We start from the raw sequence: 22,933 nt of genomic DNA, 5'->3' as shown, positions 1-22,933 counted from the left end.
CTCCGCGTGCGGGGGCCTTCCTGCGTCCGGGGGTCTGTGCGTGCGTCCGCGGGCCTGCGCGGGCCTGCGCGTGCGTGCGCGGCCTTCCGTGCGTGTCTGTCTTGCCGGTGAGATCGCACTTCGTGTCGGGTCCGCGTCAGCCGAGGCGACATGAAGTGCGATCTCAGCGCCTGGGCGTTGTGTGTTGTCGGAGCTCGAATGCCTGGCGGAGCCGCTCGAGGAACTCCGCGGGGCGGCTGACGTCCGGTGCGGTGACGTGGATCGTCAGCCAGTCCTCCACGACGAAGGCGTTCCTGCGACTGCGGTCGTGCAGGAACGTCCCGCGATCGGTGCGGTGGTGATCGCCGTCGTACTCCAGAGCGATGCGCAGGTCCGCCCAGCCCATGTCGACGCGGCCGATGAAGACACCTCGGGCGTCTGCGACGTCGATGTTCAGAGCCGGCTCCGGGAACCCGGCGTCGACCACGATGAGGCGCAGCACCGACTCCATGGGCGACTCCGCACCGGTTCGGATCCGTTCGAGCGCTGTCCGGGCCGTGGTGACTCCTCGATCGCCGCTGTGGACCGTGCGCTCAAGGGCGTCGACCGTCGTGAGCCGCCCGCTGCCGACCATGTGGTCCCCGAGGACGACGAGTTGCCGAACGCTCAGCAGGGTGCGGCACTCGTACCAGAGGGCAGCCGGAGTGCTCGTCCTGATGCCGAGGACAGCCGTGACACCTGCCCGGTCGGGGGCGATCCGGTGCCCGGTGATGCCGGTCCTGCGCTCGACCGGGCCGTCGCCGACGGTGGAGACGTGCAGGTGTGCACCGGACGACGTCAGCGCTCGGGGGAGTGGGCACTGCCAGAGCCGGGCCGCCGAGGTGTGGCTGAGGTGTTGATCCGGACGGAGCAGGAGTCCGATGGCCATGGCGACTTCGACGAAGTCCGTCGACTCTGCGGGCACGCGTACGCCGCGAGTGGGCGTCGCCAGATCCGCGCGACGCAGCCGCTCGCGGTCGACGCCGTGGGCCAGGGCGTCGACCGTCCTGAAGGGTGTGTGCGTGAACCGCGACGGGAGTGGTTTCGGTGCGACTGGCATCGTGCCATGGTGCTCAGCGCGCGGACACCGTCCGAGCTTGAGCCGGGCTTCGGTGGACGCAGCGCGGGGTCTTGTGTCCTGTGGAGGACCGGTGAGATCGCACTTGGTGTCGGCTCGAGCGGCGCGGAGCCGACACCAAGTGCGATCTCACCGCTGTGGGGCGGCGGCGCGGGTCAGGGCTCGGGGGTGGGGAGCGGGGTGGGGGTGTAGTCGCGGGGGAGCAGGGGGAGCCAGATGCGGAAGGTGGCGCCACCGCCCACGGTGTCGATGACCTCGACCGAACCCTGGTGTGCGGCGACGATGCCCGACACGATGGCGAGCCCGAGGCCCGAGCCGCCGGTGTCCCGCGCGCGGGAGGTGTCGGCACGCCAGAAGCGCTGGAAGATCTTGTCGCGGAGCTGCGGCGGGATGCCCTCGCCGTGGTCGATGACGTCGATGTGCGCCATGCCCCGGTCGTCGTCCACGCCGATGCCGATCTCGATGGGGTCGTCGTGCGCGGTGAAGCGCATCGCGTTGCCCATGAGGTTCGTCACGACCTGGCGGATCTTGTTCTCCTCGGCCAGGACGATCGGCGGGCGCTTCGGCAGCACCACGGTGGGCATCGGGGTGGTCTCGGCACCGGGCTGCGACTCCGACTCGACGTCCATCGCGCGGCCACGACGAGCACGCAGGCGGGCGATTGTCTGGCGGGAGAACGCGATCGGGCCGGTGGTGTTGGTCCCCGCGGACGGCGAGGTCGGGACGGCATCGGGGGCAGGCGTGGCAGCGGGACCGAAGGCCGACGGAGCACGGACGGCCTGGGGCACGTCCTCGACGAGCACCTGGATCTCGCGGTCGGGGTTGGACGCCATGGTGTCGAGCGCCGAGTCCCGGGCGATGGCGACGAGGTCGACCGGCCCGAGTTCGAGCGGCTTGGACTCGTCGATGCGCGCGAGCTGGAGGAGGTCCTGCACGAGGAGCCCCATGCGCTTGGCCTCCTTCTCGATGCGCTCCATCGCCTGGGCGACGTCCTCCTCCTTGCGGAGGGCCCCCATGCGGTACAGCTCGGCGTACCCGCGGAGGGACACCAGCGGCGTGCGGAGCTCGTGGGAGGCGTCACCGACGAAGCGGCGCATCTGCGCGATGGTGCGTTCGCGGTCCTCGAACGCGCTGTCGATCCGCTCGAGCATGGCGTTGAGGGATCGGTTCAGCCGACCGACCTCGGTGTTCGGGGTGTCGGCGTCGAGGCGCTGGTTGAAGTCACCGGCGGCGAAGCGGGCGGCGGTGTCCTCGACGTCGCGGAGCGGGTCGAAGGTCGCGGTGACGAGCAGCCGGGTGAGCATGGCCCCGAGCAGGATGACCGAGGCGCCGAACCCCAGGAAGATGAACGTGAAGCGGGCGATGGTCTGGTCGGTGTCGGCGCTCGACACGGCGACGAGCACGTAGCCGGTCTCGGTGGCGCCGGTCGACAGGTTCTGCAGGTTCGCCGGGATGACCTGGGCACGCCACTCGTGGTTGTGCTGCTTGTCGTAGAGGCTGAAGGGCTTCCCCGACGCTGCGGCACCCGAGAACTTGACGGTGGCGATGTCCGGCTGCGAGGTGGACTGCGTGTCGCAGATCTGCTTGCCGTCGCTGTCGTAGGCGGCGACGTACGAGCTCTTCTCGAGCACGACCGACAGCTTGCAGTACTGCTCCCCGTCGCTGACGTTCTGGCCCTCGAGCTGCGAGCTCGTCGTGCTGACCTGGGTGTCCAGGCGGGAGACCAGGTAGTTCGACAGCACGGTCATCGTGCCGAGGCCGGCGACGAGCAGCCCGAGCGCCACCAGGAGCACCGTGATGCCGGTGATCTTGGTTCGCAGGGAGATGCCGTCCCACCAGCGGTTCATTCTGGAGTGCATGCTGCCCTCACGATAGACGGCGGCCACCGGGCGAAACCCGGTGACCGCCGTGAACAGCCTGGACTAGGAGGCCTTCGAGGCCTTGAGCATGTAGCCGAACCCGCGCTTGGTCTGGATGATCGGCTCGGTGGAGTACTGGTCGAGCTTGCGACGCAGGTACGAGATGTAGGACTCGACGATGCCGGCGTCCCCGTTGAAGTCGTACTCCCACACGTGGTCGAGGATCTGCGCCTTCGACAGCACGCGGTTCGGGTTGAGCATCAGGTAGCGCAGCAGCTTGAACTCCGTGGGGGACAGCTCGATCTGCGCGTCGCCGATCGTGACCTCGTGGGTGTCCTGGTCCATCGTGAGCTCGCCGGCCCGGATGATGGCGTCCTCTTCGTCGTTCATCGTGCGTCGCAGGATCGCCTTGATGCGGGCGACGATCTCGTCGAGCGAGAACGGCTTGGTGACGTAGTCGTCGCCGCCGACGGTCAGGCCGGTGATCTTGTCCTCGGTGTCGTCCTTCGCCGTCAGGAACAGGATCGGCGAGGTGTACCCGGAGGAACGGAGCCGCTTGGTGACGCCGAACCCGTTCATGTCCGGGAGCATGACGTCGAGGATGATCAGGTCGGGCTCTTCCTCCAGCACGGCGGAGATCGCCTGTGCCCCGTTGCCGACCGCTCGGACGGCGAACCCGGCGAAGCGCAGCGAGGTCGTGAGGAGGTCGCGGATGTTCGGCTCGTCGTCGACGATCAGGATCTTGGGGCCATCGGTCATGCCCCTATCATCTGACTGTTGTCTAAGCGTTTCCTGAGAGCGCATGGGGCGCCCCCTGGACCTGGTCCGCGTCGAGGATCGTGTACGAGTACCCCTGTTCCGCCAGGAACCGCTGCCGGTTCTGCGCGAAGTCCTGGTCGACGGTGTCCCGCGTCACGAGCGTGTAGAACGACGCGGGCAGGCCGTCCTTGTTCGGACGGAGCAGTCGGCCGAGTCGCTGCGCCTCTTCCTGCCGGGACCCGAACGAGCCGGAGACCTGGATCGCCACGGTGGCGTCGGGCAGATCCACCGAGAAGTTCGCGACCTTCGACACGACGAGCACGTCGATCTCGCCGTCGCGGAACGACTGGTACAGCCGTTCGCGCTCGTCGACGGGCGTCGCGCCCGTGATCTCGGCGGCGTCGAGGGACTGTGCCAGTGCGTCGAGCTGGTCGATGTACTGCCCGATGACCAGGATCTGCTCGCCGCGGTGCTTCTCGATGAGCTCGCGGACGACGGGGGTCTTCGCGGGGGACGTCGCAGCGAGCCGGTAGCGCTCGTCGTCGCTCGACGCCGCGTACTCCAGCCGGTCCTCGTGCGGCAGGTCCACGCGGACCTCGTAGCACTCGGCGGGGGAGATGTAGCCCTGGGCCTCGATCTCCTTCCACGGAGCGTCGTACCGCTTCGGGCCGATGAGGGAGAAGACGTCGCCCTCCCGGCCGTCCTCGCGCACGAGCGTGGCCGTCAGGCCCAGGCGGCGACGGGCCTGCAGGTCCGCGGTCAGCTTGAAGACCGGCGCCGGCAGCAGGTGGACCTCGTCGTAGACCACGAGACCCCAGTCGAGGGCGTCGAGCAGCGACAGGTGCGTGTACTCGCCCTTCCGACGGGCGGTGAGGATCTGGTACGTCGCGATCGTGACCGGACGGATCTCCTTGACGCTGCCGGAGTACTCGCCGATCTCCTCCTCGGTCAGGGAGGTGCGCCGGAGCAGCTCGGACCGCCACTGCCGCGCGGAGACGGTGTTCGTGACGAGGATGAGGGTGGTCGCCTTGACCGTCGCCATCGCGCCCGCACCGACCAGCGTCTTGCCGGCGCCACAGGGCAGCACGACGACGCCGGAGCCCTGGGCGAAGAAGCTCTGGACGGCGTCCTGCTGGTACGGCCGCAGGTCCCACTCGCTGTTGTCGAGGTCGATCGCGTGGGGCTGACCGGGCGTGTAGCCGGCGAGGTCCTCGGCCGGCCAGCCGATCTTCACGAGCTCCTGCTTGACCTGCCCGCGCGCCCACTGCTGCAGCTCGATCGCGGTGTCGGAGCGCTTGTCGCCGAGCAGCGGCTTGATCCGCTTGGACCGGACGACCTCGGCGAGCACCGACGGGTCGGTCGCGGTGAGCAGCAGCCGGGGCTGACGCTCGAGCTCCTCGGTCGGGGAGTTCGCGATGACGGGGGCGTCCTCCGGGTCTTCACGCCGGATGACGAGCCGCCCGTAGCGCGCCACGGTGTCGCGGATGTCGACGGTGACGCTCTGCGGGACGGGGAACTTCGCGAAGCGCTCGAGGGTGCCGATCATGCTCTCGGCGTCGTGTCCCGCTGCGCGCGCGTTCCACAGGCCGAGCCTGGTGACGCGGTAGGTGTGCACGTGCTCGGGGGCACGTTCGAGTTCGGCGAATGCGGCGAGCTCGTGGCGCGCGTCCTCGGCATCGGGGTGCGCGACCTCGAGCAGGACGGTGCGGTCGCTCTGGACGATCAGCGGTCCGTTCATGGCCTTCCAGCTTAGCCGTGCACGGCCGAGTCAGGCTTCGCTGTCGACGGACACGACGAGCGACAGCGGCAGCGTGCGTTCGACGTCGGCCGTGGTGTCCTTCCCGCGGATGCGGCCGGCGGCGACCGAGGTGGGCACGATGGAGAACGGCCGCTCGCTGCCGTCCGGCATGCGGACGGTGACGCGGATCGGCGTGCGACCGCGGACGGCCAGGTCGATCTGCCGTCCGAGCCACTCCTGCTCCGGTTCGGCAGCGCCGCGTTCGGTCGTGACGCGGAGCCGTTCCACGACGGCGTGGGCCGCGGCTTCCGGGCTGCGGCCCGGTGCACGGCGACGGCCGGGAGGCCCGTGGTGCGTCTCCGGGCGGGCGCCGGGTTGCAGCACGGCCGGGTAGCGCTGGTCCTCCAGCGCCGCGTGCACGACGTGCGCCGGGTAGCGGGTCACCAGGGTGGTCAGCTCGGGGCGCTCCCACGCCAGCTGCCGCAGCTCGGCGTCCACCCCGATGAGGTCGAGCTGGTCAGCGGTCCCGCGGACCACGGCACCGATGCCGCCCTCGCCGCGGTCCACCACGATGCTGCCGTCGCGTGCGGCGACCTGGTCGACGAGGTAGGCGAGCGGCTGGGGGACGCCGGTGACGCCGATGCGCTCGAACAGGTCCAGGACGTCCTGCTGGGAGTTGCCGGCGCGCAGTGCCCTGCGGAGTGTCTCCTCCGACACGCGGTAGCGCGCGGCGAGCCCGGGGGCCTCGAGGTCGGCGACGGTGCGCAGTTCGGCGTCCGCCGCGGGGGCGAGCGGGCCCGGCGCGATGATCGTCAGGTCGTGCTGCAGGTAGACCCCCTCGACGGTCTGCGGCAGGTCGGCCTCGGCGGCGCGGACGGCCGCGGGTTCGTCGTCGCCGAGGAGCGTGCGGCCGGTCTCGGTGACGCGGCCCTCGACCGTCAGGCCGAGCGCGTCCGCGGTGCCGGCGACGTCGAGCAGGGTCGCGTCGAGCCAGCGGGCCCCGGCCGGGTACGCCCACCGCCCGAGGACGACGAGGTCCCGCCAGTCGTCCCCGGCGACGTCGAGGACCTCGCGCACAGCGGGGTCGAGGCCGTCGTGCCAGCGAGAGACCAGGTTGGTCCACCGGGACGGCCACGGCGTGGTCAGCCACGCACGGCCCGCGTCCGTCAGGGCCCAGGTGCCGTCGTCGGTCGTGGTGAAGTGGATCCGTTCGAGCAGCCCGAGGCGCCCGGGCACCACCTCGGCGTCGGCGCTGGAGCGTTCGGCGAGCGTCCGGGCGAGCGGGGAGCCGATGCCGCCCTTGACGAGCTCGCGGACGGCGCCGTCGTCGACCGCGCGCAGCAGTTCGGCGAGGACGGTCATGGTGGCGAACGCGTGTTCCGCGCCGGTGGTGCGCTGCGTGGCGGGGTCGGTCGTGTCGGGGACCGCGGCGGCGGGGCGGGGCTCAGCCGGGCCTCCCGTCTGCTCTGACTGGTCCACCAGGTCGGGGTGGGCGGCCACGCGCAGGGCGACCGCGTCGTCGACCCGGCCGTCCTCGTCGGCGAGGCCGAGCGCGACCGCGGGGTCGAGGTCGGGGCCGGTCGTGCCGTCACGGAGGGCGAGGAGGGTGCGTCGGGGGAGCCGTTCGACGGCGGCGTCGACCGCGGCGTCGGCCCGGAAGGCCTCGGCGAGGTCGAAGAAGTCGGTGATGCTCTGGGGACCCGTCTCGCCGAGCACGGCGGTGGGGAGGCCTCGCGCGACGATCAGTCGTTCGAGGTCGTGGTCCGGCATCGTCCGCAGGCGAGCGGCGAGGTCGGCGGTGGTCGTCATCGTCCTCCGCATGGCGTCCGGAGCGGACGTCAGCGGGCCTCGTTCTTGTGGGAGCGGGCCTTGCGGGTCCAGGTGACCGCGAGCAGCGCGAAGATCAGGACCATCGCGATGGGCGGTCCGAAGTAGAGCACGCCCAGGGCGACCGGCCAGATGCCGTCGCCGGGGATCTGCTTGAGCGTCAGCCAGCCGATGATCATGACCGCGAAGCAGACGATCGTGAAGAGGACGATGCCGCCGATCATGAACGCGAGCGTGCGTTCGGTACGATTGAACGTCGCCGGGGGTTCCGCGATGTTCCGCGTGTCCCCGGGCGATCGGGTCGGCTTGGCCATCCACCCAGGATATCCGCACCACGGCCGCCCACCTATCGAGGAGTTCCGCGCATGCCCACCGGCAAGGTCAAGTTCTACGACGACCAGAAGGGGTTCGGGTTCATCACCGGCGACGATGGTGACAACGTCTTCCTGCACGCGTCCTCCCTGCCCGAGGGCACGACCACCGTGAAGGCCGGTGCGCGACTCGAGTACGGCGTCGTGCAGGGCAACAAGGGGTCCCAGGCGCTCTCCGTGCACCTGCTCGACCCGAAGCCGTCGCTGGCGAAGATGTCCCGCCGCTCGGCGGACGACATGGCCGTCATCGTCGAGGACCTCGTGAAGGAGCTCGACCGGATCAGCGGTGACCTCCACCACGGTCGCTACCCGAAGAACGGCACACGCATCGCCGCGATCCTGCGGCACGTCGCAGACCAATTGGACGCATGACCATGACGACCGACAAGACCGACCTGACCGCACTCGCGCGCGAGGCCCTGCTCGAGGTCACCGAGGAGTCGACCGTCGGGGCCTTCGCGGGCACCACCGACGAGGGCGACGGCGTCGTCTCCGTGCTCTTCGCCAACCGCATGGCCGGCTACCCGGGCTGGCGCTGGACCGTCAGCGTCGCGCACGTCGAGGGCGAGGACCCCTCGGTGCTCGAGGTCGAGCTGATGCCGGGTGACGGTTCGCTGCTCGCGCCCGAGTGGGTGCCGTGGTCGGAGCGGCTCGCCGACTACCGCGCGGCGCAGGAGGGTGTCGACGAGGCCGACGTCGACGAGGCGGATGACGACGAGGAGTCGGACGAGGACTTCGACGACGAGTCGGACGACGCGGATGACGACGAGTCCGACGACGACGATGACGAGTCGGACGACGACGATGACGAGTCGGACGACGACGACGACGCGGACGACGACGACTTCGACGACGACGAGGACGACCTCGCCGAGTCGGACGACGACGAGATCGAGGGCGTCGACGTCGACGAGCTCGACGAACAGCGCTGACTCGACGAGCAGCGCTGACACGCCGGCGTCTCACCGAGACGCCGCACGAACGACGAAACGCCGCCGGATCCGGCGGCGTTTCGCGTTGACGGGGGTGTCTCGGGTCAGTCGGCCAGTGCGCCGACCACGTAGGTGATCGCCCGGACGAGCTGCTGCACGTCGTCGGGGTCGATCGCCGTGAAGGTCGCGACGCGGAGCTGGTTGCGCCCGAGCTTCCGGTACGGCTCCGTGTCGACGATGCCGTTCTGGCGGAGCACCGCGGCCACGGCGGCGGCGTCGATCGAGTCGTCGAGGTCGATCGTGGCGACGACCTGCGACCGGTGCGACGGGTCGGACACGAACGGCGACGCCCAGTCCACCGACTCGGCCCAGTCGTAGAGCGTCGAGGACGAGGTCTTCGTGCGGGTGTCGGCCCACGCCAGGCCGCCGGAGCCGTTGATCCACGAGATCTGGTCCTCGAGGAGCAGCAGCGTGGTCAGCGCGGGGGTGTTGAGCGTCTGGTTCAGCCGGGAGTTGTCGACCGCGTTCTGCAGCGAGAGGAACTCCGGGATGTACCGGCCCGACGCGGCGATGCGGGCGACGCGCTCGATGGCCGCGGGGGAGAACAGCGCGAGCCAGAGCCCGCCGTCCGACGCGAAGTTCTTCTGCGGCGCGAAGTAGTAGACGTCCGTGGCGCTGGCGTCGAAGGACACCCCGCCCGCGGCGCTCGTGGCGTCGACGACGGTCAGCGCGCCGGCGTCGCCCTGGGCGCGGACGACGGGCGCCATGACGCCGGTCGAGGTCTCGTTGTGCGGGTAGGCGTAGACGTCGACGCCCTCGACGATCTCGAGCTCGGAGCGCGACCCACCCGGGGCCTCGACGACGTGCGGGGCCTGCAGCCACGGGGCCGCTGCGGCCTTGGCGAACTTCGACCCGAACTCGCCGAAGGACAGGTTCTCCGCGCGCTGCTCGATCAGGCCGAACGCAGCGGCGTCCCAGAACGCGGTGGACCCGCCGTTGCCGAGGACGACCTCGTAGCCGTCGGGCAGGTCGAACATGGTGGCGAGGCCCTCGCGCACGGAGCCGACGAGGTCCTTCACGGGCTTCTGGCGGTGGGACGTCCCGAGGATCGTCGCGCCGCGCGTCACGAGGGACTCGAGCTGGGCACCGCGGATCTTCGACGGGCCGCAGCCGAAGCGTCCGTCGGTCGGGAGGAATTCGGCCGGGATGACGATGTCTGCCATGGACCGATCCTACCGAGGGGTGGTCCCCTGCCCGGCCCGTCGTCCCTAGTCAGTCCGAGGAAGTAGTGTGGGTCCCGCTCAGTTCTGACAGGAGAGGCGGATCCGTGACCGATCTCGTCGACACCACGGAGATGTACCTCCGGACGATCCTCGACCTCGAAGAAGAGGGGATCGTGCCGCTGCGTGCGCGCATCTCCGAACGGCTCGGGCACTCCGGTCCCACGGTCTCGCAGACCATCGCCCGGATGGAGCGCGACGGACTCGTCGTGGTCTCCGGCGACCGCCACCTCGAACTCACCGACGAGGGCCGCTCCCGCGCCACCCACGTCATGCGCAAGCACCGTCTCGCGGAGCGCCTGCTCGCCGACGTCATCGGGCTCGACTGGGCCTTCGTCCACGACGAGGCCTGCCGGTGGGAGCACGTGATGAGCGAGCAGGTCGAGGTCCGCCTGCTCGAGATGCTCGGCAACCCGACCGAGTCGCCCTACGGCAACCCCATCCCCGGTCTGGCCGAGATCGGTGGCCCCGACGCCGGCGGGTTCCTCGACGGCGTCCGCAACATCGTCGCCGCGACCGAGGGCACCGACGCCGTGGCGACCGGGGTCATCCGGCGGCTCGGCGAGCCCGTCCAGTTCGAGCCGGAGCTCCTGCACCAGCTGCGCTCCGCCGGGGTCATGCCCGGGCGGCTCGCCAGCGTGCAGCGCGCCGGGGCCTACGTGTCCGTGCGCGTCGAGGGCGAGGACGCCGGCATCGAGCTGCCGTCCGAGGTCGCCCAGCACGTCTACATCGACGCTGCGTGACGTTCTGCCCTCTGACCAGGGCTTCGTCATCAATCTGTTACCGAACGGCGTTTTCGTCTCGACAAGGTAACGGTGCCCCCGTACACTCGACGAGTCCCCGGGCTGATGCCGATCTGGGGGCCCGTGGCAGGACGTCTCTCGAACCCGTCTCCTGCCTCGATCGGAGACGATGACGAACGGATGGGGTTGCACACGTACGGGCCCGAACCCGTGCGGGTGATGACGAGACGCCGGAGACCACACCCTTGACGCAGACCGGTTCCGCCGCGGACGCCATGTCCTCGAACCCGACGAACACCGTCCCGACGAACGCAGTCCCCACCACCGCAGGCCTCCCCGACGCCACCCCCGCACAGCTCACCCGGCGTGCAGCCCGTGCCGCCGAGACCCCCACCCGCCGTCGCGCCGTGACCCCGGTCCGGAGCGCGCCGCTCGGTCGTCCGACCGCCGTCGCCGCGTCCACGGCGCAGGTCAAGCCGACCGCGAGCTCCCGCAAGCGCAAGTTCATGGCCCCGGTCGTGCTCGCCGTCGCCGCCGGCATGTTCGGCACGATGGCCGTCCCCGCCGCCTTCGCCGCGACGCAGCAGACGGGTGCCTCCGACGCCGCGGCAGCGCAGCAGGCGGTCCGCACCACCGAGAGCCAGCAGCTGACCGTCTCCGACGCCGCCGTGCTCGCCGACACCAGCCGCGACGGCTTCTCCGCCACGTCGACCGCCACGCTGGACGCCCGCAAGCACGCCGCCGAGGTCGAGGCGGCCCGTGCCGCCGCCGCGAAGCAGTACGCGTCGTACACCGGCCCGACGGCGACCGACTACCTCGCGTCGTCGAAGACCACCACCGCCACGGGCACGACCGCCGCGGCCGCCGTCCCCGCCGCTGCCGCTGCCGCCCCCGCCGCGAACACCCCGTTCTCGCTGCCCGCCGTGGTCGCCACCGCGAAGCAGTACATCGGCACCCCGTACGTCTTCGGCGGCGCGACCCCGGCCGGCTTCGACTGCTCGGGCTACGTCATGTTCGTGTACGCCCAGTACGGCATCAACCTGGCGCACTCGGTGCCGCTGCAGGACGCTGCCGGCACGACGATCCCCACGTCCGAGGCCCAGCCCGGCGACGTGGTCGTCTTCAACAGCGAGGCCCACGACGGCTTCTACATGGGCAACGGCATGATCATGGACGCCCCCAAGCCCGGTGGTGCCGTGTCGATCCGCCCGATCTGGACGAGCGCGTACCACATCGTCCGCTTCGGGGTCTGACCCGACCGACAGCGCGGGTCCCTCGCCCTGAACGTTCCGTGAACCGGTCCAGCACTCCTCGTGCTGGGCCGGTTTCTGGTTTAGCCTGAGCGCATCGGCCCGACACGGCCTGGACTGGAGACCTCATGTCAACGGCACGCACGACCCGCACCATGGGTCGGCGCGCGCTCGTGGACATACGGTCGACCACGACCCGCGTGCACCTGCACGCCCTGGGATGACCGAGAGCACTGCCCCTGCGGGCGGTGCTCTTCTTCGTTCCGGGCCCCGTTCGTGGTCACTCGTCCGACGCCGTTCGATCCGTTGCCCCGCATCGCCTGGAAGCCGTCCAGGCACGTCGGAAGGGAACCCATGCGCACTCTCGTCCTCAACGCCGGTTACGAGCCCCTCGCGGTCATCTCGTTCCGGCGGGCCCTCGTGCTGGTCATGAACCAGAAGGCCGCCATCGTCGCCGCCGACGTCGAGCACCCGGTCACCGGGTCGACCTCGAGCTACGACCGTCCGTCCGTCATCATCCTCACCCGGTACGTGCGCATCCCGCACGCCAGGCTCGTGCCGGTGTCGCGGCGCGGGGTCCTGCGGCGTGACGCGAACCGCTGCGCGTACTGCGACCGGCACGCCACCACGATCGACCACGTCCAGCCGAAGTCCCGCGGCGGTGCGGACTCGTGGGAGAACCTCGTCGCCTGCTGCCTGGCGTGCAACAACGCCAAGGGCGACCGCACTCCGCGGGAGATGGGCTGGAACCTGCGGTTCCGCCCGAAGGCCCCGCACGGGTCGAGCTGGGTGGTGCGCGGGATGGAGCGCACGGAGCCGGACTGGGACGAGTACCTGGTGGCCGCGTAGCCACGCTGCGGACGGGAGGCTCGGTGCCAGGCCGCCACGAGCCTCCCGTCCGGCGTGCCGTCCCCCTGGTCGCCCTGCCGGGTCGATCCGGCCGGGTCGCGGGAGGTCAGCGGACCCATTGCCCGACCACAGCGCGTCCACAGACGCCTGACCGTCAATGGTTCCACCACTCGACCGCGAGTGGTCCGACGGCCGGTCCAGCCGCACAGTGTCAGGACCGACGCATGAGCACGACGACGAACCGACAGTCGGTGGTGACGCCACCGACCGGTCCCGAGAGCAGCACCCGGCAGCGCAGGCTGTCCGAGCCGGAGCTGCGTGGCCGGGCTCGACGTCGACAGGCTGCCGTCGACGGGCTCGGCGTCGCGGTCTGGGGGTCGGCAGCCATGGCCGTCACGCTCTGGCTGAGCGCTGGACCGGTCGACCTCTCCGGTGTCGGACAGGTCCTGGTGGCCGCGGGCGTCGTGGCCGGCATGGTCGGGACCGACCTGGTCCTCGTGATGCTCGTCCTCGCCGCTCGCGTCCCGTTCATCGACCGGCTCGTCGGCCACGACGCGGCGATGGTGCAGCACGGGAGGCTCGGCAGGCCCGCGCTGTACCTGCTCCTCACCCACGCCGGACTGCTCGTCGTCGGGTACGCGGTCGAGTCGCACGAGAACGTCGTCGCCGAGGCCGTGGCGCTGTGGGGCACGTCGGACGTGCTGTTGGCGGTCCTCGCCCTGGTCGGGTTCGTCGCCGTGGTCTGGACGTCCGTCGTCGCGGTCCGGAAGGTGCTCCCGTACGAGGCGTGGCACGGCGTCCACCTGCTCTCCTACGTCGCGGTCGGCCTCGCGATCCCGCACCAGCTCTCCCAGGGGCAGGTGCTCGCGCAGGGCAGCTGGGAGCGCGTGTACTGGGTGGTGCTGTACGTCGTGGCCTTCGGCTCCGTCGCCGCGTTCCGGTTCGGGCTGCCGGTGGTCAGGTCCCTCCGGCACCGCGTCGTCGTCGTCGGGGTCGAGCGGATCGCCGCGGACGTGGTCTCCCTGCACCTCCGGGGTCGAGCCCTGACGGAGCTGCAGGCGCGCGGCGGCCAGTTCTTCATGTGGCGGTTCTGGACCGGTGCGACCTGGTGGCACGCGCACCCGATCTCGCTGTCCGCGGCACCGACCGCCGACGGCATGCGGGTCACGGTCCGCGCGCTCGGTCGCGGCAGCGCCCAGCTCGGGAGTCTCCAGCCGGGGACCCGGGTCTCGTTCGCCGGACCGTACGGGGTGTTCACGGACCGGGTTCGCACCTCGACCCGGGTCGCCGTCGCCGCGTCCGGGATCGGGGTCACGCCCGTCCGGGCGTTCCTGGAGCACCTCGACGCTCCCGGCGGCGCCGTCACCGTCCTGCTGCGCGGGCGATCGCCACGCGAGACGTCCCTGTGGCAGGAGGTGATCGACCTGGCGCACGCCCGGGGGTACCGCGTGTTCACGAGCATCGGGCCGCGGGGGAGCGGCACGGGCGGGTGGCTCTCGATGTCGGACACCGTCCGCGGCGTCTCGGCGGCGTCCGTGTTCCCCGACCTGCGCGAGTCCGACCTCTACGTCTGCGGGCCCGGACGGTGGAGCGACCTGGTCGAACAGGACGCCCTCCGTGCCGGACTCCCGGCGACGCACCTGCACCGAGAGCGGTTCGACTGGTGAGGGCACGCATCGTCATCGGCGGGGTGCTGGTCTCGATCGGCATCCTCAGCGCGGGTGTGGAGTCCGCGATCGTGCACCGCGACGCCGTCTCCGCTGCGGACGGGACGGGCACGTCGGTCGCCGGGGGAACGGCGAGCGGGAGCGGGACAGGAACCGGGACCGGGTCGAGTTCGACCAGCGGTGCCCTGCAGGACGGGACGTACACCGGGACCGCCGCGGCCACCCAGTTCGGGAACGTGCAGGTGCAGGTCACCATCGCGGGCGGGAAGATCACCGACGTGACCCCGCTGCAGCTCACGGACCGTGACGGCCGGTCCGTGCAGATCAGCGCGCAGGCGGCACCGGTGCTCCGACAGGAGGCCTTGTCCACGCAGTCCGCCGAGATCGACACCGTCTCCGGCGCGACGTACACGTCCGAGGGCTACCTCCAGTCGCTCCAGTCGGCGCTCGACCAGGCACGGTGACGCGGTGGACCACGTGTTCAGGACGATGGGCACCGTGGTGTCGCTGCGGATCGACGGCGCGGATCCCGGCAGCGACGTGCTCGCCGACGTCGAGGCCCGGTTCACGGCGTTCGACGCCGAGTTCAGCCGCTACCGTCCGGACTCGCCGGCGTCCCGCATCGCCGACGGGCGCCTCCCGCTGACCCGTGCGTCCGCCGAGCACAAGCACTGGTACGCCGAGGCGGTCCGGTGGCGGAACGCCACCGGTGGTGCCTTCGACCCGCACCGGCGGGACGGCACCGTGGACCTCGCGGGCATCGTGAAGGCAGCGGCGATCGAAGCCGCCGGCGCCGTGCTCGTCGGTGCCGGCATCGAACGGTGGTGCTGCAACGCCGGTGGCGACGTGCTGACCGCGGGCGGTTCACCGGCGACGCCCTGGAGAGTCGGCATCAGCCACCCGGACGATCCAGCACGTCTGCTCACCACCGTCGCACTCGACGGCAGCGCACGAGCGGTCGCGACGTCGGGGACCAGCCACCGTGGTGAGCACGTGTGGCGGACCGACGCGACGAGCGAGTACCGGCAGGTCACCGTCGTCGGCAGCGACGTCGTCGAGGCCGACGTCCTCGCGACCGCCGTCCTGGCCGGCGGCCGGAGCGTCCTGCTCGAGGCGGTCGAGCGGTGGGACGTCCGCGTGGTCGCCGTCACCACCAGCGGCGACCTCGTGGAAGCACGACGGACCCCACCACTCGTGTCGGGTCGTCTCAGCGGGCGGGCACCGGCCGGGTCGTGACCGGAGCCAGCCACCGGGTCAGCAGGACCGCGGTGATGCTGCCGGTGGTCATGATCGCGGCGAGGACGACGATCTGGAACCGTCCGGCCTCGAGCGGTGAGACGCCGCCGAAGACCGCGCCGACGAAGGCGCCGGGCAGGGTGACGAGGCCGGTGGTCTTCGTCTGGTCGACGGTGGGGACGAGTGCGGCCGTCACGGCTCGGCGGACCAGCTGTTCAGTCGCGCGACGGGGCGTGGCGCCGAGGGCGAACCAGCCCTCGACCTCCTCCCACCGGTCGTCGACGAGTTCGTGGAAGCGTCGACCGGCGACACTCGCGATCGTCATCGCGTTGCCGATGACGATGCCGCCGATCGCGAGCGCGTACCGCGGGGACAGGGTCAGCGCCCCGGTGCCGAACACCACGGCGCAGCTGACCAGGATCCCGGCGGCCATCGTCACCGCGACCGGCACGATCGCCGCCCGGAGCGGTCCGAGCCGTCTGGCCGCCGTGATCGACGCGACGCTGAACATCACGGTCAGGGCGAGGGCGATGAGCAGGGGCGACCGGATGACCCCGCTGAGCACCAGGCTGATCGCGGCGAGCTGCAGCGCACCCCGGAGGATCGCCAGGGCCGGCGCCCAGGGATCCGCGGCCCGGGCGAGGACCAGGGTCAGCGAGGCGATCGCGACGAGCGCGAGGACACCGGCGAGGGTGTGCAGGAGCTCCTCGACGGTCACGTCCTGGAGCCTACGGGTGGGCGCATCTGCCGGTGTCGCGCACCACCCCGGGGACGTGCCAGGTCACTCGGCGACGGTGTCGTCGTCCTGCGTGCTGAGGTACAGGCGGTGGCTGGTGATGATCATCGACAGCCAGCCGGCGCCGGTCACCCAGCCCACGGCGACGTCGGTGAACCAGTGCGCGCCGAGCAGCACCCGGGACAGCCCCACCGTCACGGTCGTGCCGGCTGCTGCACCGACGAGGGCGACCTGCGGGCCGTTCCGCTCCTGCCGGAGCGCCAGCAGGTAGGCGAGCACGCCGAGGATCGTCGTCGTGTTGAGGGTGTGCCCGGACGGGAACGACGGCGACTTCTCGAACGGCGGTATCGCGTCGCGGCGGTGCGGGCGGTTGCGCTTGATGAGGTCCTTGCCGAGCAGGGTCATCGCGAGCGACCCGGCACCCGCGGCGACGAGCAGGGTCACCGGGCTCGCGCGGCGGTCCCGGACGGCGAACGCCACCGCGGCCCCGACGGTCAGCACCGGCATCGCGACCGGGCCGAACACGTGGGCGATCGCGGCCGCGGCACCGTTCACGGCGGGGGAGCGGAGCGTCTTCGCGCGCGCCAGCGCCGGGCCGTCGAGGCTCTCGATGCCGTCCCGGCCGGTCACGCCGTCGTAGATGTACGCGGCGCCGGCGGTGGCGGCGACAGCGATGCCGCCCCCGACGGCGAGGGTCGCGACGAGCGCCCGGCGCGCACCGATCCGCCGCGCGAGGCCCTGGTGCCGGGACGCCAGCCGCTGGCCGGCGCGGGAGCGCCACTCGGTCAGGTCCCGCCGCCCGATCTGCCGGTCGTACGGCGTCGTGCCGGTCGGGGTCGCGGAGCCTGCGTCGGTCATGGCGTCAGTCTGCCGGACGGGAGGCTCGGGGCGGGCCGGTGGCGAGCCTCCCGTCCGGTGGGTGGGCGCGCCCGGCGACCGCTGTCCGTGTCGTCGGCCCTGGGTGGCGACGACCGCGCAGCGCGGGTACGGCGGTTCTCTTTCTCCGCGATGACGGATCCCGTTGTCTCCGCCCGAGTTTCCTGAACCAGATCCGTCACGGCTCGAACGGAGAACGGGCTCCCCGGACGGCGCGCGCCGCACCGACGCGTGGGTGGTCGTGACCGGCGGATGCCGTGTCAGCGGGTGTGCGTAGCGTGCGGGCATGACCCGGATGTGGATCGACGACGCGACCATCGACGACCTGCGCGCGCGACTGCGCGCCACCCGCTGGCCGGACGCACCGCAGGGCACCGGGTGGTCGCTCGGTGTCGACGTGGACGAGGTCCGCGACCTGGCCGCGTACTGGGCGGACGGCTTCGACTTCGGCGCGCACCGCGACGCGCTCGACGCACTGCCGAGCCGGGTGGTGCAGGTCGACGGGCTGGGCATCAACGTGCTGCACCAGCGGGCGGACGACGGCGACGGGCTGCCGCTGCTGCTCGCGCACGGCTGGCCGGACTCGTCGTGGCGCTACCGGACCGTGTTGCCGCTGTTGACCGCCGCCGGGTTCGACGTCGTCGTGCCGGACATGCCCGGGTACGGGTTCTCGGACGTGCCGGCCACGCCGCTCGACGCCCGCCAGGTCGCCGCGCTGTGGGCGCCGCTCATGACGGAGCTCGGGTACGAGCGCTTCGCGGTCGCCGGCGGGGACATCGGCACGCACGTCGTCCGGTACCTGGCACTCGACCACCCGGACCGGGTCGTGGCCGTCCACCGCATCGACGGCGGGCTGCCCTGGCCAGGGATCGACGTCGCGTCGCTGTCACCCGCGGAGCAGGACTTCGTGCAGGCCACGACGCGGTGGCGGGACACCGAGGGCGCCTACGCGATGCTGCACCGGACCAAGCCGCAGACCGCCGCGGTGGGCCTGAACGACTCGCCCTCGGGGCTGTTGGCGTGGATCGTCGAGAAGCTCCGGTCGTGGAGCGACTGCGACGGGGACCTGTGGTCGGTGTACACGCGTGACCAGGTCCTGGCCCTCGTCACCGAGTACTGGGCCACCGGCACGATCGGCTCGGCGATGCGGATGTACCACGCGAACGCAGCCGTCCCGCCCGAGCAGATGGCACGTCGGGTCGAGACGCCGTCGGGGTTCTCGCTGTACCCGGGCGACCTCGTGACGGCGCCGCGGGAGTGGCTCGAGCGGACGACGAACCTCGTGTACCTCGCCGAACCCGAGCGCGGTGGACACTTCGCGCCGGTCGAGCAGCCGGAGTCGTACGTGGCGGAGCTGACCGCGTTCCTGGAGCCGTACCGGGGGCTCGGGTCCCAGGTCGGGTCCCGCTAGAGTGGAGGGGCCGGCCTCTGTAGCTCAATGGAAGAGCAGTTCCGTCCTAAGGAAATGGTTGGGGGTTCGAGTCCCTTCAGGGGCACCAGATGCGCCGCCTCCTGTGTGAGCGGACTCCTCTCGAGCGCGTCATCGACGTCGCAGCACTTTGCCCCCGAAGTGGGGACATCGGTTCCCTTCTGTTCCTGAAAGCGTGTGAAGGCGTTGCGAGGGGCGCGACGCGCTGAGGGGAGCACGATGGCTGACGCTGAAGACAGACCAGCACGGGAAGCCTTACCTGCGCCACCACCCGGGGCAACACGTCGACAGGTCCTCCTCTACGCCGCTGCTACTGCTCTCGTCGGCACCGCCGTGCTGCGTCCAGGTGCAGCCTTCGCGGCCACGGTCGAGAACCTCAAGCACCTCGAGCGCTCGATGCCCGAGGGAACGCCGGACTCGCGCATGCGGACAGCAGCGATCGCGGGTCAGTGGGGTGGCTACTCCAACGGGCAGATCCCGGTTGGCGTCCTGACACAGGTGCCGGTGTCCACAGGGCAGCCGTACCTCCGGCCGGACGCTGCGCGCGCGTGGTCGGACCTGAACACGAAGTTCACGGCGGCGTTCGGGACGGCGCTCGCGATCACCGAGGCCTACCGGGACCTCGCCCGCCAGCAAGCTCTGTGGGAGGCGTACCAGAACGGCGGGAACCTCGCAGCAGAGCCGGGGACGTCCATCCACGGGTGGGCCTTGGCGTGCGACTTCGGAAGTGGCGTTGCCACCGCCGGTTCTCCGCAGAAGAACTGGATGGACGCCAACGCGCCGGCGTACGGCTGGCAGCCCACAGGGAACACCTTCAGCCAGGTCGAACCCTGGCACTTCGAGTACGACGGCTCGTACCTGCCGGAAGAGCCCGCACCGCCCGCCGCACCAGAACCGAGGGAATCAGACATGAAGATCATCAGCAACGGCGGACGCCAGTGGCTCGTCGGTGAGTTCACCGCCGTGGAACTCAACACGGCCTTCCTCAATGAACTCAAGGCCGAGTACGGGATCCCCGGATCGCTCGGCAACCTCCGAGCGGCACTCCGCGCCCAGTACGGGGACCCGGTCGAGATCGAATCGGCGGGGAACGTCGACAGCCTCATCGCAGTCGCCAAGAAGAACCGTGCGGGTCTGATCAGCGACCTCGGGAGCTGAATCCGTCTGTCGCGTTGACGAAGGCCCCCTCGAGCTCGGAGCTCGAGGGGGCCTTCGTCAGGGTGCTGGCGGCATCGCGCGGATGAGCGTCCCGGAGCCGTCGAGCTCGACCGGGCCGACGCCGAACGGCACGAGCACGGTGTCGCCCGCGGTGACGTCCATGGCCCCCTCGTGGTGGGTGATCCGGATCGCGCCGTCGAGCACGATGACGATGCCGTAGGCAGCATCGAGGGGGACGACCCCGGCGACGGTGATCCGCTCGGCACGGAAGAACCGGTCGGCAGCGGACGGGAACAGCTGCACCGTCGACGATCCGACGGAGCGGGGCCCGACCGCGAGCGCCTCGACGTCCCGCGGGTCCGAGCGCCGACGGTCGAGTGCCCCGAGTGCCGTCGGCAGGTCGAGCCCGAGCGTGGCGTCCTCGACGGTCAGGTCGCCGTAGCCCCGGTGCTCGAGCAGGATCGACAGGTCGGTCGGCTGCTGCAGCTCGACGAGCGTGATGCCGGGACCGATCGCGTGCGGGACCCCGGCCGGGACGAGCAGGGTGCTGCCCACCGTGAGCGGGACCCGGTGCATCGCCGCGAGCATCCCGTCGACGTCCTGCCCGTCGAACCAGGCGGTTGCCTCGTCGGTTGAGACCTTGCGGGTGAAGCCGACCGCGGCGTAGGCGTCCACGCCCTCGGCGACCGCGACGATCGCCCACGCCTCGGTCTTGCCGCGGCGCTCGTCGAGGTGCGCCACGGCGAAGTCGTCCGACGGGTGCAGGTGCACGAAGAGCCGCTCGCCGGTGTCGAGGAGCTTGACGAGCAGCATCGGGTCCGCGCCGAACGCCGCCACGTGGTCCGGGCCGAGGAACCCCTCGGGGTCGGCGACGACGGCCTCCTTGAGCGTCAGGCCGGGCTCCAGGACGGTCAGGCCGACCGTCGCGGAGCCGTGGACCGACGTGGTGGAGCCGACGAAGTCCTCCGGGGTGTGCGGGTCGGCGCCCGTCCACGGCGTCCCGCGGAACGCCGCGATGCCGGCACCGCCGAGGTAGGGGCGGTGCGCGGGCTGGTTCGGGCCGAGGAGGATCGGCGCGGCTGCCCAGGGGCGCCGGGGGTCCGCAGTGTGGTCGGTGCTCACGCGTCGAGGCCCTCGATCAACCGGATCGTGACCGTGATCAGGTCCGGTTCGCGGTCCTCGGCGCCGTCGGCGTGCCGCTGTGCCAGGGCGTCGCGGATGCGCTCGCCCACCTCGCGGATGGTGTCGGGGGCCGGGCGGGTGTCGTTCGCCGCGATGCCGGCGGTGACGGTCATCGAGCCGTGGTCCCGGTCGATGTCCACCAGCACGTCCGGGTGCCGGAGCGCCAGCTTGACGGCGACCGCATCGGCGGCGGCCTCGAGGACCGGCTGCGCCGGGTAGACCTCGTCGACGCCGGGGGTCGAGCGGATCAGCGCGGTGAGGCGTCGGGAGAGTTCCTGGTCGTCGTGCACCCTCGGCTCCTCGGTCACGGGACGTGGACGTCGTCGAACACGACGTCGATCCGGTCGATGACGATCTCGGTGTGCCGGTCGAGCGCGTCCGCGATGCGGGCCCGCAGTCGGTCGGCGGTGACGTCGGCGACCAGGCCGTACGCGATGCTCGCCGTCACCTCGACGCGGATCGGTGTGCCGGGCTCCGTGACGTCGCCGTCGAGGGTGCAGCGACCCATCACGACACCGCCCATGGTGTCGCCGGCGCGACGGACGAGTCCGCGGACCGCGGCTTCGGTCATGGTCAGGCGGAGCCGGGGGTCCGGGTGCTCCACGGGCACGTCCCGACCGGAGCGGACCTCGTTGCGGATGGTGTCGAGCAGACCGCTGATCCAGGCTGAGTCGCGTCCGGGGTCCTCCTCGGCGCGGTGCTGCATGGCGTCCCACGAGAGCTCGCGGAGGCGCTGCATGCCGGAGAGTGCCAGGCGGCAGGCGGGGGATCCCTCGATGCTCGGGTCGCGGGGGGTCCGGTCGCGGTCGAGGTAGGCGCCGAGCTCCTCCATCGTGTGGCCGTCGACGAGGTCGTCCTCGGGCATGGCAGCGTCGTCGTTCGTCATCGCCACGCCTCCATCTCCTGGAGCAAGAACCGTCGTGCGCGGGCGAGGAGCCCACGGACCGTCGAGACCGGCAGCTCGAGTGCCTCGGCGATCTCCTGGTAGCTGTAGCCGGATGCCTCTCGCAGCAACCAGCACCGGCGCTGGTCGTCGGGGAGCTTGTCCAGCGCCTGCCACACGGCATCGAGCTGCAGCCGCGCCTCGACGATACGCTCCGGCGAGTGGACGGCGTGGGCGGGCGGGTCCACGGTGTCGACGTCGTCGTGGTGTCGCCGTGACCGGATCCGGTCGAGCGCCTTCCGCGTGACGATCTGCATCATCCACGCTCGGAAGCGCGCGGGGGTCTCGAGGTCGTTCAGCTGTCGCCACCCGACGAGGAACGACTCCTGCACGACGTCGTCGGACTCGTCGTTCGAGCGGAGCATCTTCGCGGCGAACACCCGCAGCAGCGGACCGTGCCGGCGTGCGAGGACCTCGAACGCGCGGACGTCGCCGTCGGCAGCCCGGACGACGAGGGTCGCGTCCTCGGCGTCGACGAGCGAGACGTCGTCGTTCATCGGCACCTCCGGTCGCGGGTCTCTTTCCCGGCTGCTCGGGCGATGTTCCTCGTCACGAGCATGCACCTCGGCGCTGGTGACTGGTCGTCGAAGACGAGGTGGCACTCGATCCGTGACGAAACCCGTGGTCCGTACGTCTGTATGGAGGGGGGACGACCGAAGGGCACCATGCAGGACCGAGCACCATCAGCCGAGACGCGCGCGTCCACGACCCGGGCGTGTCCGTCGACGTTCGACCGCTGGCACTGCGACCTGCCGGCTGGGCACGACGGCGTGCACCGTTCGGTGCGTGGGACCGAGCGGTCCGAGTGGAACGACCGGGCGTCTGGTCGGCGGCTCCGCGACCTCTGACGCGAGCACGCGGCTCGGGAGCAGCACCAGGCGGCGCGCCCGGGACCGGGCGCCGCGGGCAGAATGCCGCGGGCAGAGCACCGGGCGGCGGCGGGACGACCACCACCGCCCGGAGTCGGACACTCGTGAGGAGCGGGGTCAGCTGCTCATCGAG

Annotated in this window: 23 protein-coding genes and 1 tRNA gene; 11 read left to right on the top strand and 13 right to left on the bottom strand. The window is 71.3% G+C overall.

All coding sequences use genetic code 11. From position 1 onward, the window contains the following. Positions 1-163: 163 nt before the first annotated feature. The 6 genes from OXR63_RS10510 to OXR63_RS10485 all read right to left on the bottom strand — a co-directional run bounded on the left by OXR63_RS10510 (position 164) and on the right by OXR63_RS10485 (position 7,593). A complete protein-coding gene (locus tag OXR63_RS10510) occupies positions 164-907 on the bottom strand; it encodes a hypothetical protein (RefSeq protein ID WP_267422758.1) in 744 nt (247 codons plus the stop codon). 344 nt (positions 908-1,251) lie between these two features. Further along, on the bottom strand, positions 1,252-2,955 hold the full coding sequence (locus OXR63_RS10505) for a sensor histidine kinase (RefSeq protein ID WP_267422756.1): 1,704 nt from the start codon (positions 2,953-2,955) through the stop codon (positions 1,252-1,254). 63 nt (positions 2,956-3,018) lie between these two features. Next, on the bottom strand, positions 3,019-3,714 hold the full coding sequence (locus OXR63_RS10500) for a response regulator transcription factor (protein WP_056120555.1): 696 nt from the start codon (positions 3,712-3,714) through the stop codon (positions 3,019-3,021). A 22-nt stretch (positions 3,715-3,736) separates the two neighbouring features. Then, entirely contained in the window at positions 3,737-5,452 is a 1,716-nt protein-coding gene (locus OXR63_RS10495; RefSeq protein ID WP_267422734.1) for a DNA repair helicase XPB, read from the bottom strand. Positions 5,453-5,482: 30 nt separating this feature from the next. Then, a complete protein-coding gene (locus OXR63_RS10490; RefSeq protein ID WP_267422732.1) occupies positions 5,483-7,261 on the bottom strand; it encodes a helicase-associated domain-containing protein in 1,779 nt (592 codons plus the stop codon). A 29-nt stretch (positions 7,262-7,290) separates the two neighbouring features. Beyond that, positions 7,291-7,593 (bottom strand): multidrug ABC transporter ATPase, encoded by a 303-nt coding sequence (locus OXR63_RS10485; RefSeq protein ID WP_267422730.1) that lies wholly within the window; start codon positions 7,591-7,593, stop codon positions 7,291-7,293. A gap of 51 nt (positions 7,594-7,644) precedes the next feature. On the opposite strand from OXR63_RS10485, the gene OXR63_RS10480 reads away from it, so the two are divergent. Next, positions 7,645-8,022, top strand: coding sequence for a cold-shock protein (locus OXR63_RS10480; RefSeq protein ID WP_267422727.1), 378 nt, complete (start codon positions 7,645-7,647; stop codon positions 8,020-8,022). Beyond that, positions 8,019-8,582 carry a DUF3027 domain-containing protein gene (locus OXR63_RS10475; protein WP_267422724.1) on the top strand — a complete coding sequence of 188 codons (564 nt, stop codon included), beginning with the start codon at positions 8,019-8,021 and terminating at the stop codon, positions 8,580-8,582. Before OXR63_RS10480 ends, OXR63_RS10475 begins: the two co-directional genes overlap by 4 nt. A gap of 104 nt (positions 8,583-8,686) precedes the next feature. Here the strand turns inward: OXR63_RS10475 and serC are convergent, their stop codons facing one another. Next, positions 8,687-9,805 carry a phosphoserine transaminase gene (serC, locus tag OXR63_RS10470; RefSeq protein ID WP_267422722.1) on the bottom strand — a complete coding sequence of 373 codons (1,119 nt, stop codon included), beginning with the start codon at positions 9,803-9,805 and terminating at the stop codon, positions 8,687-8,689. 104 nt (positions 9,806-9,909) lie between these two features. On the opposite strand from serC, the gene OXR63_RS10465 reads away from it, so the two are divergent. The 6 genes from OXR63_RS10465 (at position 9,910) to OXR63_RS10440 (ending at position 15,607) form a co-directional block, all read left to right on the top strand. Continuing rightward, entirely contained in the window at positions 9,910-10,605 is a 696-nt protein-coding gene (locus OXR63_RS10465) for a metal-dependent transcriptional regulator (protein WP_194630438.1), read from the top strand. Positions 10,606-10,850: 245 nt separating this feature from the next. Next, positions 10,851-11,858 (top strand): C40 family peptidase, encoded by a 1,008-nt coding sequence (locus OXR63_RS18140; RefSeq protein ID WP_276585425.1) that lies wholly within the window; start codon positions 10,851-10,853, stop codon positions 11,856-11,858. 351 nt (positions 11,859-12,209) lie between these two features. Further along, entirely contained in the window at positions 12,210-12,704 is a 495-nt protein-coding gene (locus OXR63_RS10455) for an HNH endonuclease (protein WP_071273343.1), read from the top strand. Between the two features lie 224 nt (positions 12,705-12,928). Next, positions 12,929-14,371: a ferredoxin reductase family protein gene (locus tag OXR63_RS10450; protein ID WP_267422711.1), complete on the top strand. Its 1,443-nt coding sequence runs from the start codon at positions 12,929-12,931 to the stop codon at positions 14,369-14,371. Continuing rightward, on the top strand, positions 14,368-14,835 hold the full coding sequence (locus tag OXR63_RS10445) for an FMN-binding protein (RefSeq protein ID WP_267422708.1): 468 nt from the start codon (positions 14,368-14,370) through the stop codon (positions 14,833-14,835). The genes OXR63_RS10450 and OXR63_RS10445 overlap by 4 nt, the downstream gene beginning before the upstream one ends. A gap of 4 nt (positions 14,836-14,839) precedes the next feature. Continuing rightward, entirely contained in the window at positions 14,840-15,607 is a 768-nt protein-coding gene (locus tag OXR63_RS10440) for an FAD:protein FMN transferase (RefSeq protein WP_267422705.1), read from the top strand. Here OXR63_RS10440 and OXR63_RS10435 read toward each other — a convergent pair. Both OXR63_RS10435 and OXR63_RS10430 read right to left on the bottom strand, forming a co-directional pair. Beyond that, positions 15,579-16,325 (bottom strand): ABC transporter permease, encoded by a 747-nt coding sequence (locus OXR63_RS10435; protein WP_267422703.1) that lies wholly within the window; start codon positions 16,323-16,325, stop codon positions 15,579-15,581. The two genes, OXR63_RS10440 and OXR63_RS10435, sit on opposite strands and share 29 nt — an antisense overlap. A gap of 63 nt (positions 16,326-16,388) precedes the next feature. Continuing rightward, the gene (locus tag OXR63_RS10430; protein ID WP_267422701.1) at positions 16,389-17,201 is read right to left on the bottom strand and encodes a phosphatase PAP2 family protein; all 813 of its coding nucleotides are present in this window, start codon (positions 17,199-17,201) and stop codon (positions 16,389-16,391) included. Between the two features lie 304 nt (positions 17,202-17,505). Between OXR63_RS10430 and OXR63_RS10425 the strand changes: the two genes are divergently transcribed. The 3 genes from OXR63_RS10425 to OXR63_RS10415 all read left to right on the top strand — a co-directional run bounded on the left by OXR63_RS10425 (position 17,506) and on the right by OXR63_RS10415 (position 19,806). Continuing rightward, positions 17,506-18,630: an epoxide hydrolase family protein gene (locus tag OXR63_RS10425; RefSeq protein ID WP_267422699.1), complete on the top strand. Its 1,125-nt coding sequence runs from the start codon at positions 17,506-17,508 to the stop codon at positions 18,628-18,630. Between the two features lie 13 nt (positions 18,631-18,643). Continuing rightward, positions 18,644-18,718 (top strand) — tRNA-Arg (locus tag OXR63_RS10420). A 263-nt stretch (positions 18,719-18,981) separates the two neighbouring features. Then, positions 18,982-19,806: a M15 family metallopeptidase gene (locus OXR63_RS10415; RefSeq protein WP_267422697.1), complete on the top strand. Its 825-nt coding sequence runs from the start codon at positions 18,982-18,984 to the stop codon at positions 19,804-19,806. Positions 19,807-19,863: 57 nt separating this feature from the next. Here the strand turns inward: OXR63_RS10415 and OXR63_RS10410 are convergent, their stop codons facing one another. From OXR63_RS10410 to OXR63_RS10395, 4 genes are read right to left on the bottom strand one after another with little or no spacing between them, the layout of a single operon-like run. Continuing rightward, entirely contained in the window at positions 19,864-20,928 is a 1,065-nt protein-coding gene (locus OXR63_RS10410; protein WP_267422694.1) for a class I mannose-6-phosphate isomerase, read from the bottom strand. Then, complete coding sequence (locus OXR63_RS10405; RefSeq protein ID WP_267422691.1) at positions 20,925-21,278, bottom strand: hypothetical protein; 354 nt, start codon at positions 21,276-21,278, stop codon at positions 20,925-20,927. Before OXR63_RS10405 ends, OXR63_RS10410 begins: the two co-directional genes overlap by 4 nt. Before the next feature lie 14 nt (positions 21,279-21,292). Beyond that, complete coding sequence (locus tag OXR63_RS10400; protein WP_267422688.1) at positions 21,293-21,874, bottom strand: hypothetical protein; 582 nt, start codon at positions 21,872-21,874, stop codon at positions 21,293-21,295. After that, positions 21,871-22,428, bottom strand: coding sequence for an RNA polymerase sigma factor (locus tag OXR63_RS10395; RefSeq protein WP_267422686.1), 558 nt, complete (start codon positions 22,426-22,428; stop codon positions 21,871-21,873). Before OXR63_RS10395 ends, OXR63_RS10400 begins: the two co-directional genes overlap by 4 nt. Between the last annotated feature and the right edge of the window lie 505 nt (positions 22,429-22,933).

Origin of the sequence: Curtobacterium sp. GC_Cur_3 (assembly GCF_026544205.1) — a bacterium.
Taxonomy (GTDB): domain Bacteria; phylum Actinomycetota; class Actinomycetes; order Actinomycetales; family Microbacteriaceae; genus Curtobacterium.
Note: the sequence above shows the minus strand (reverse complement) of the source record. Positions and strands in the feature narration are given on the sequence as shown.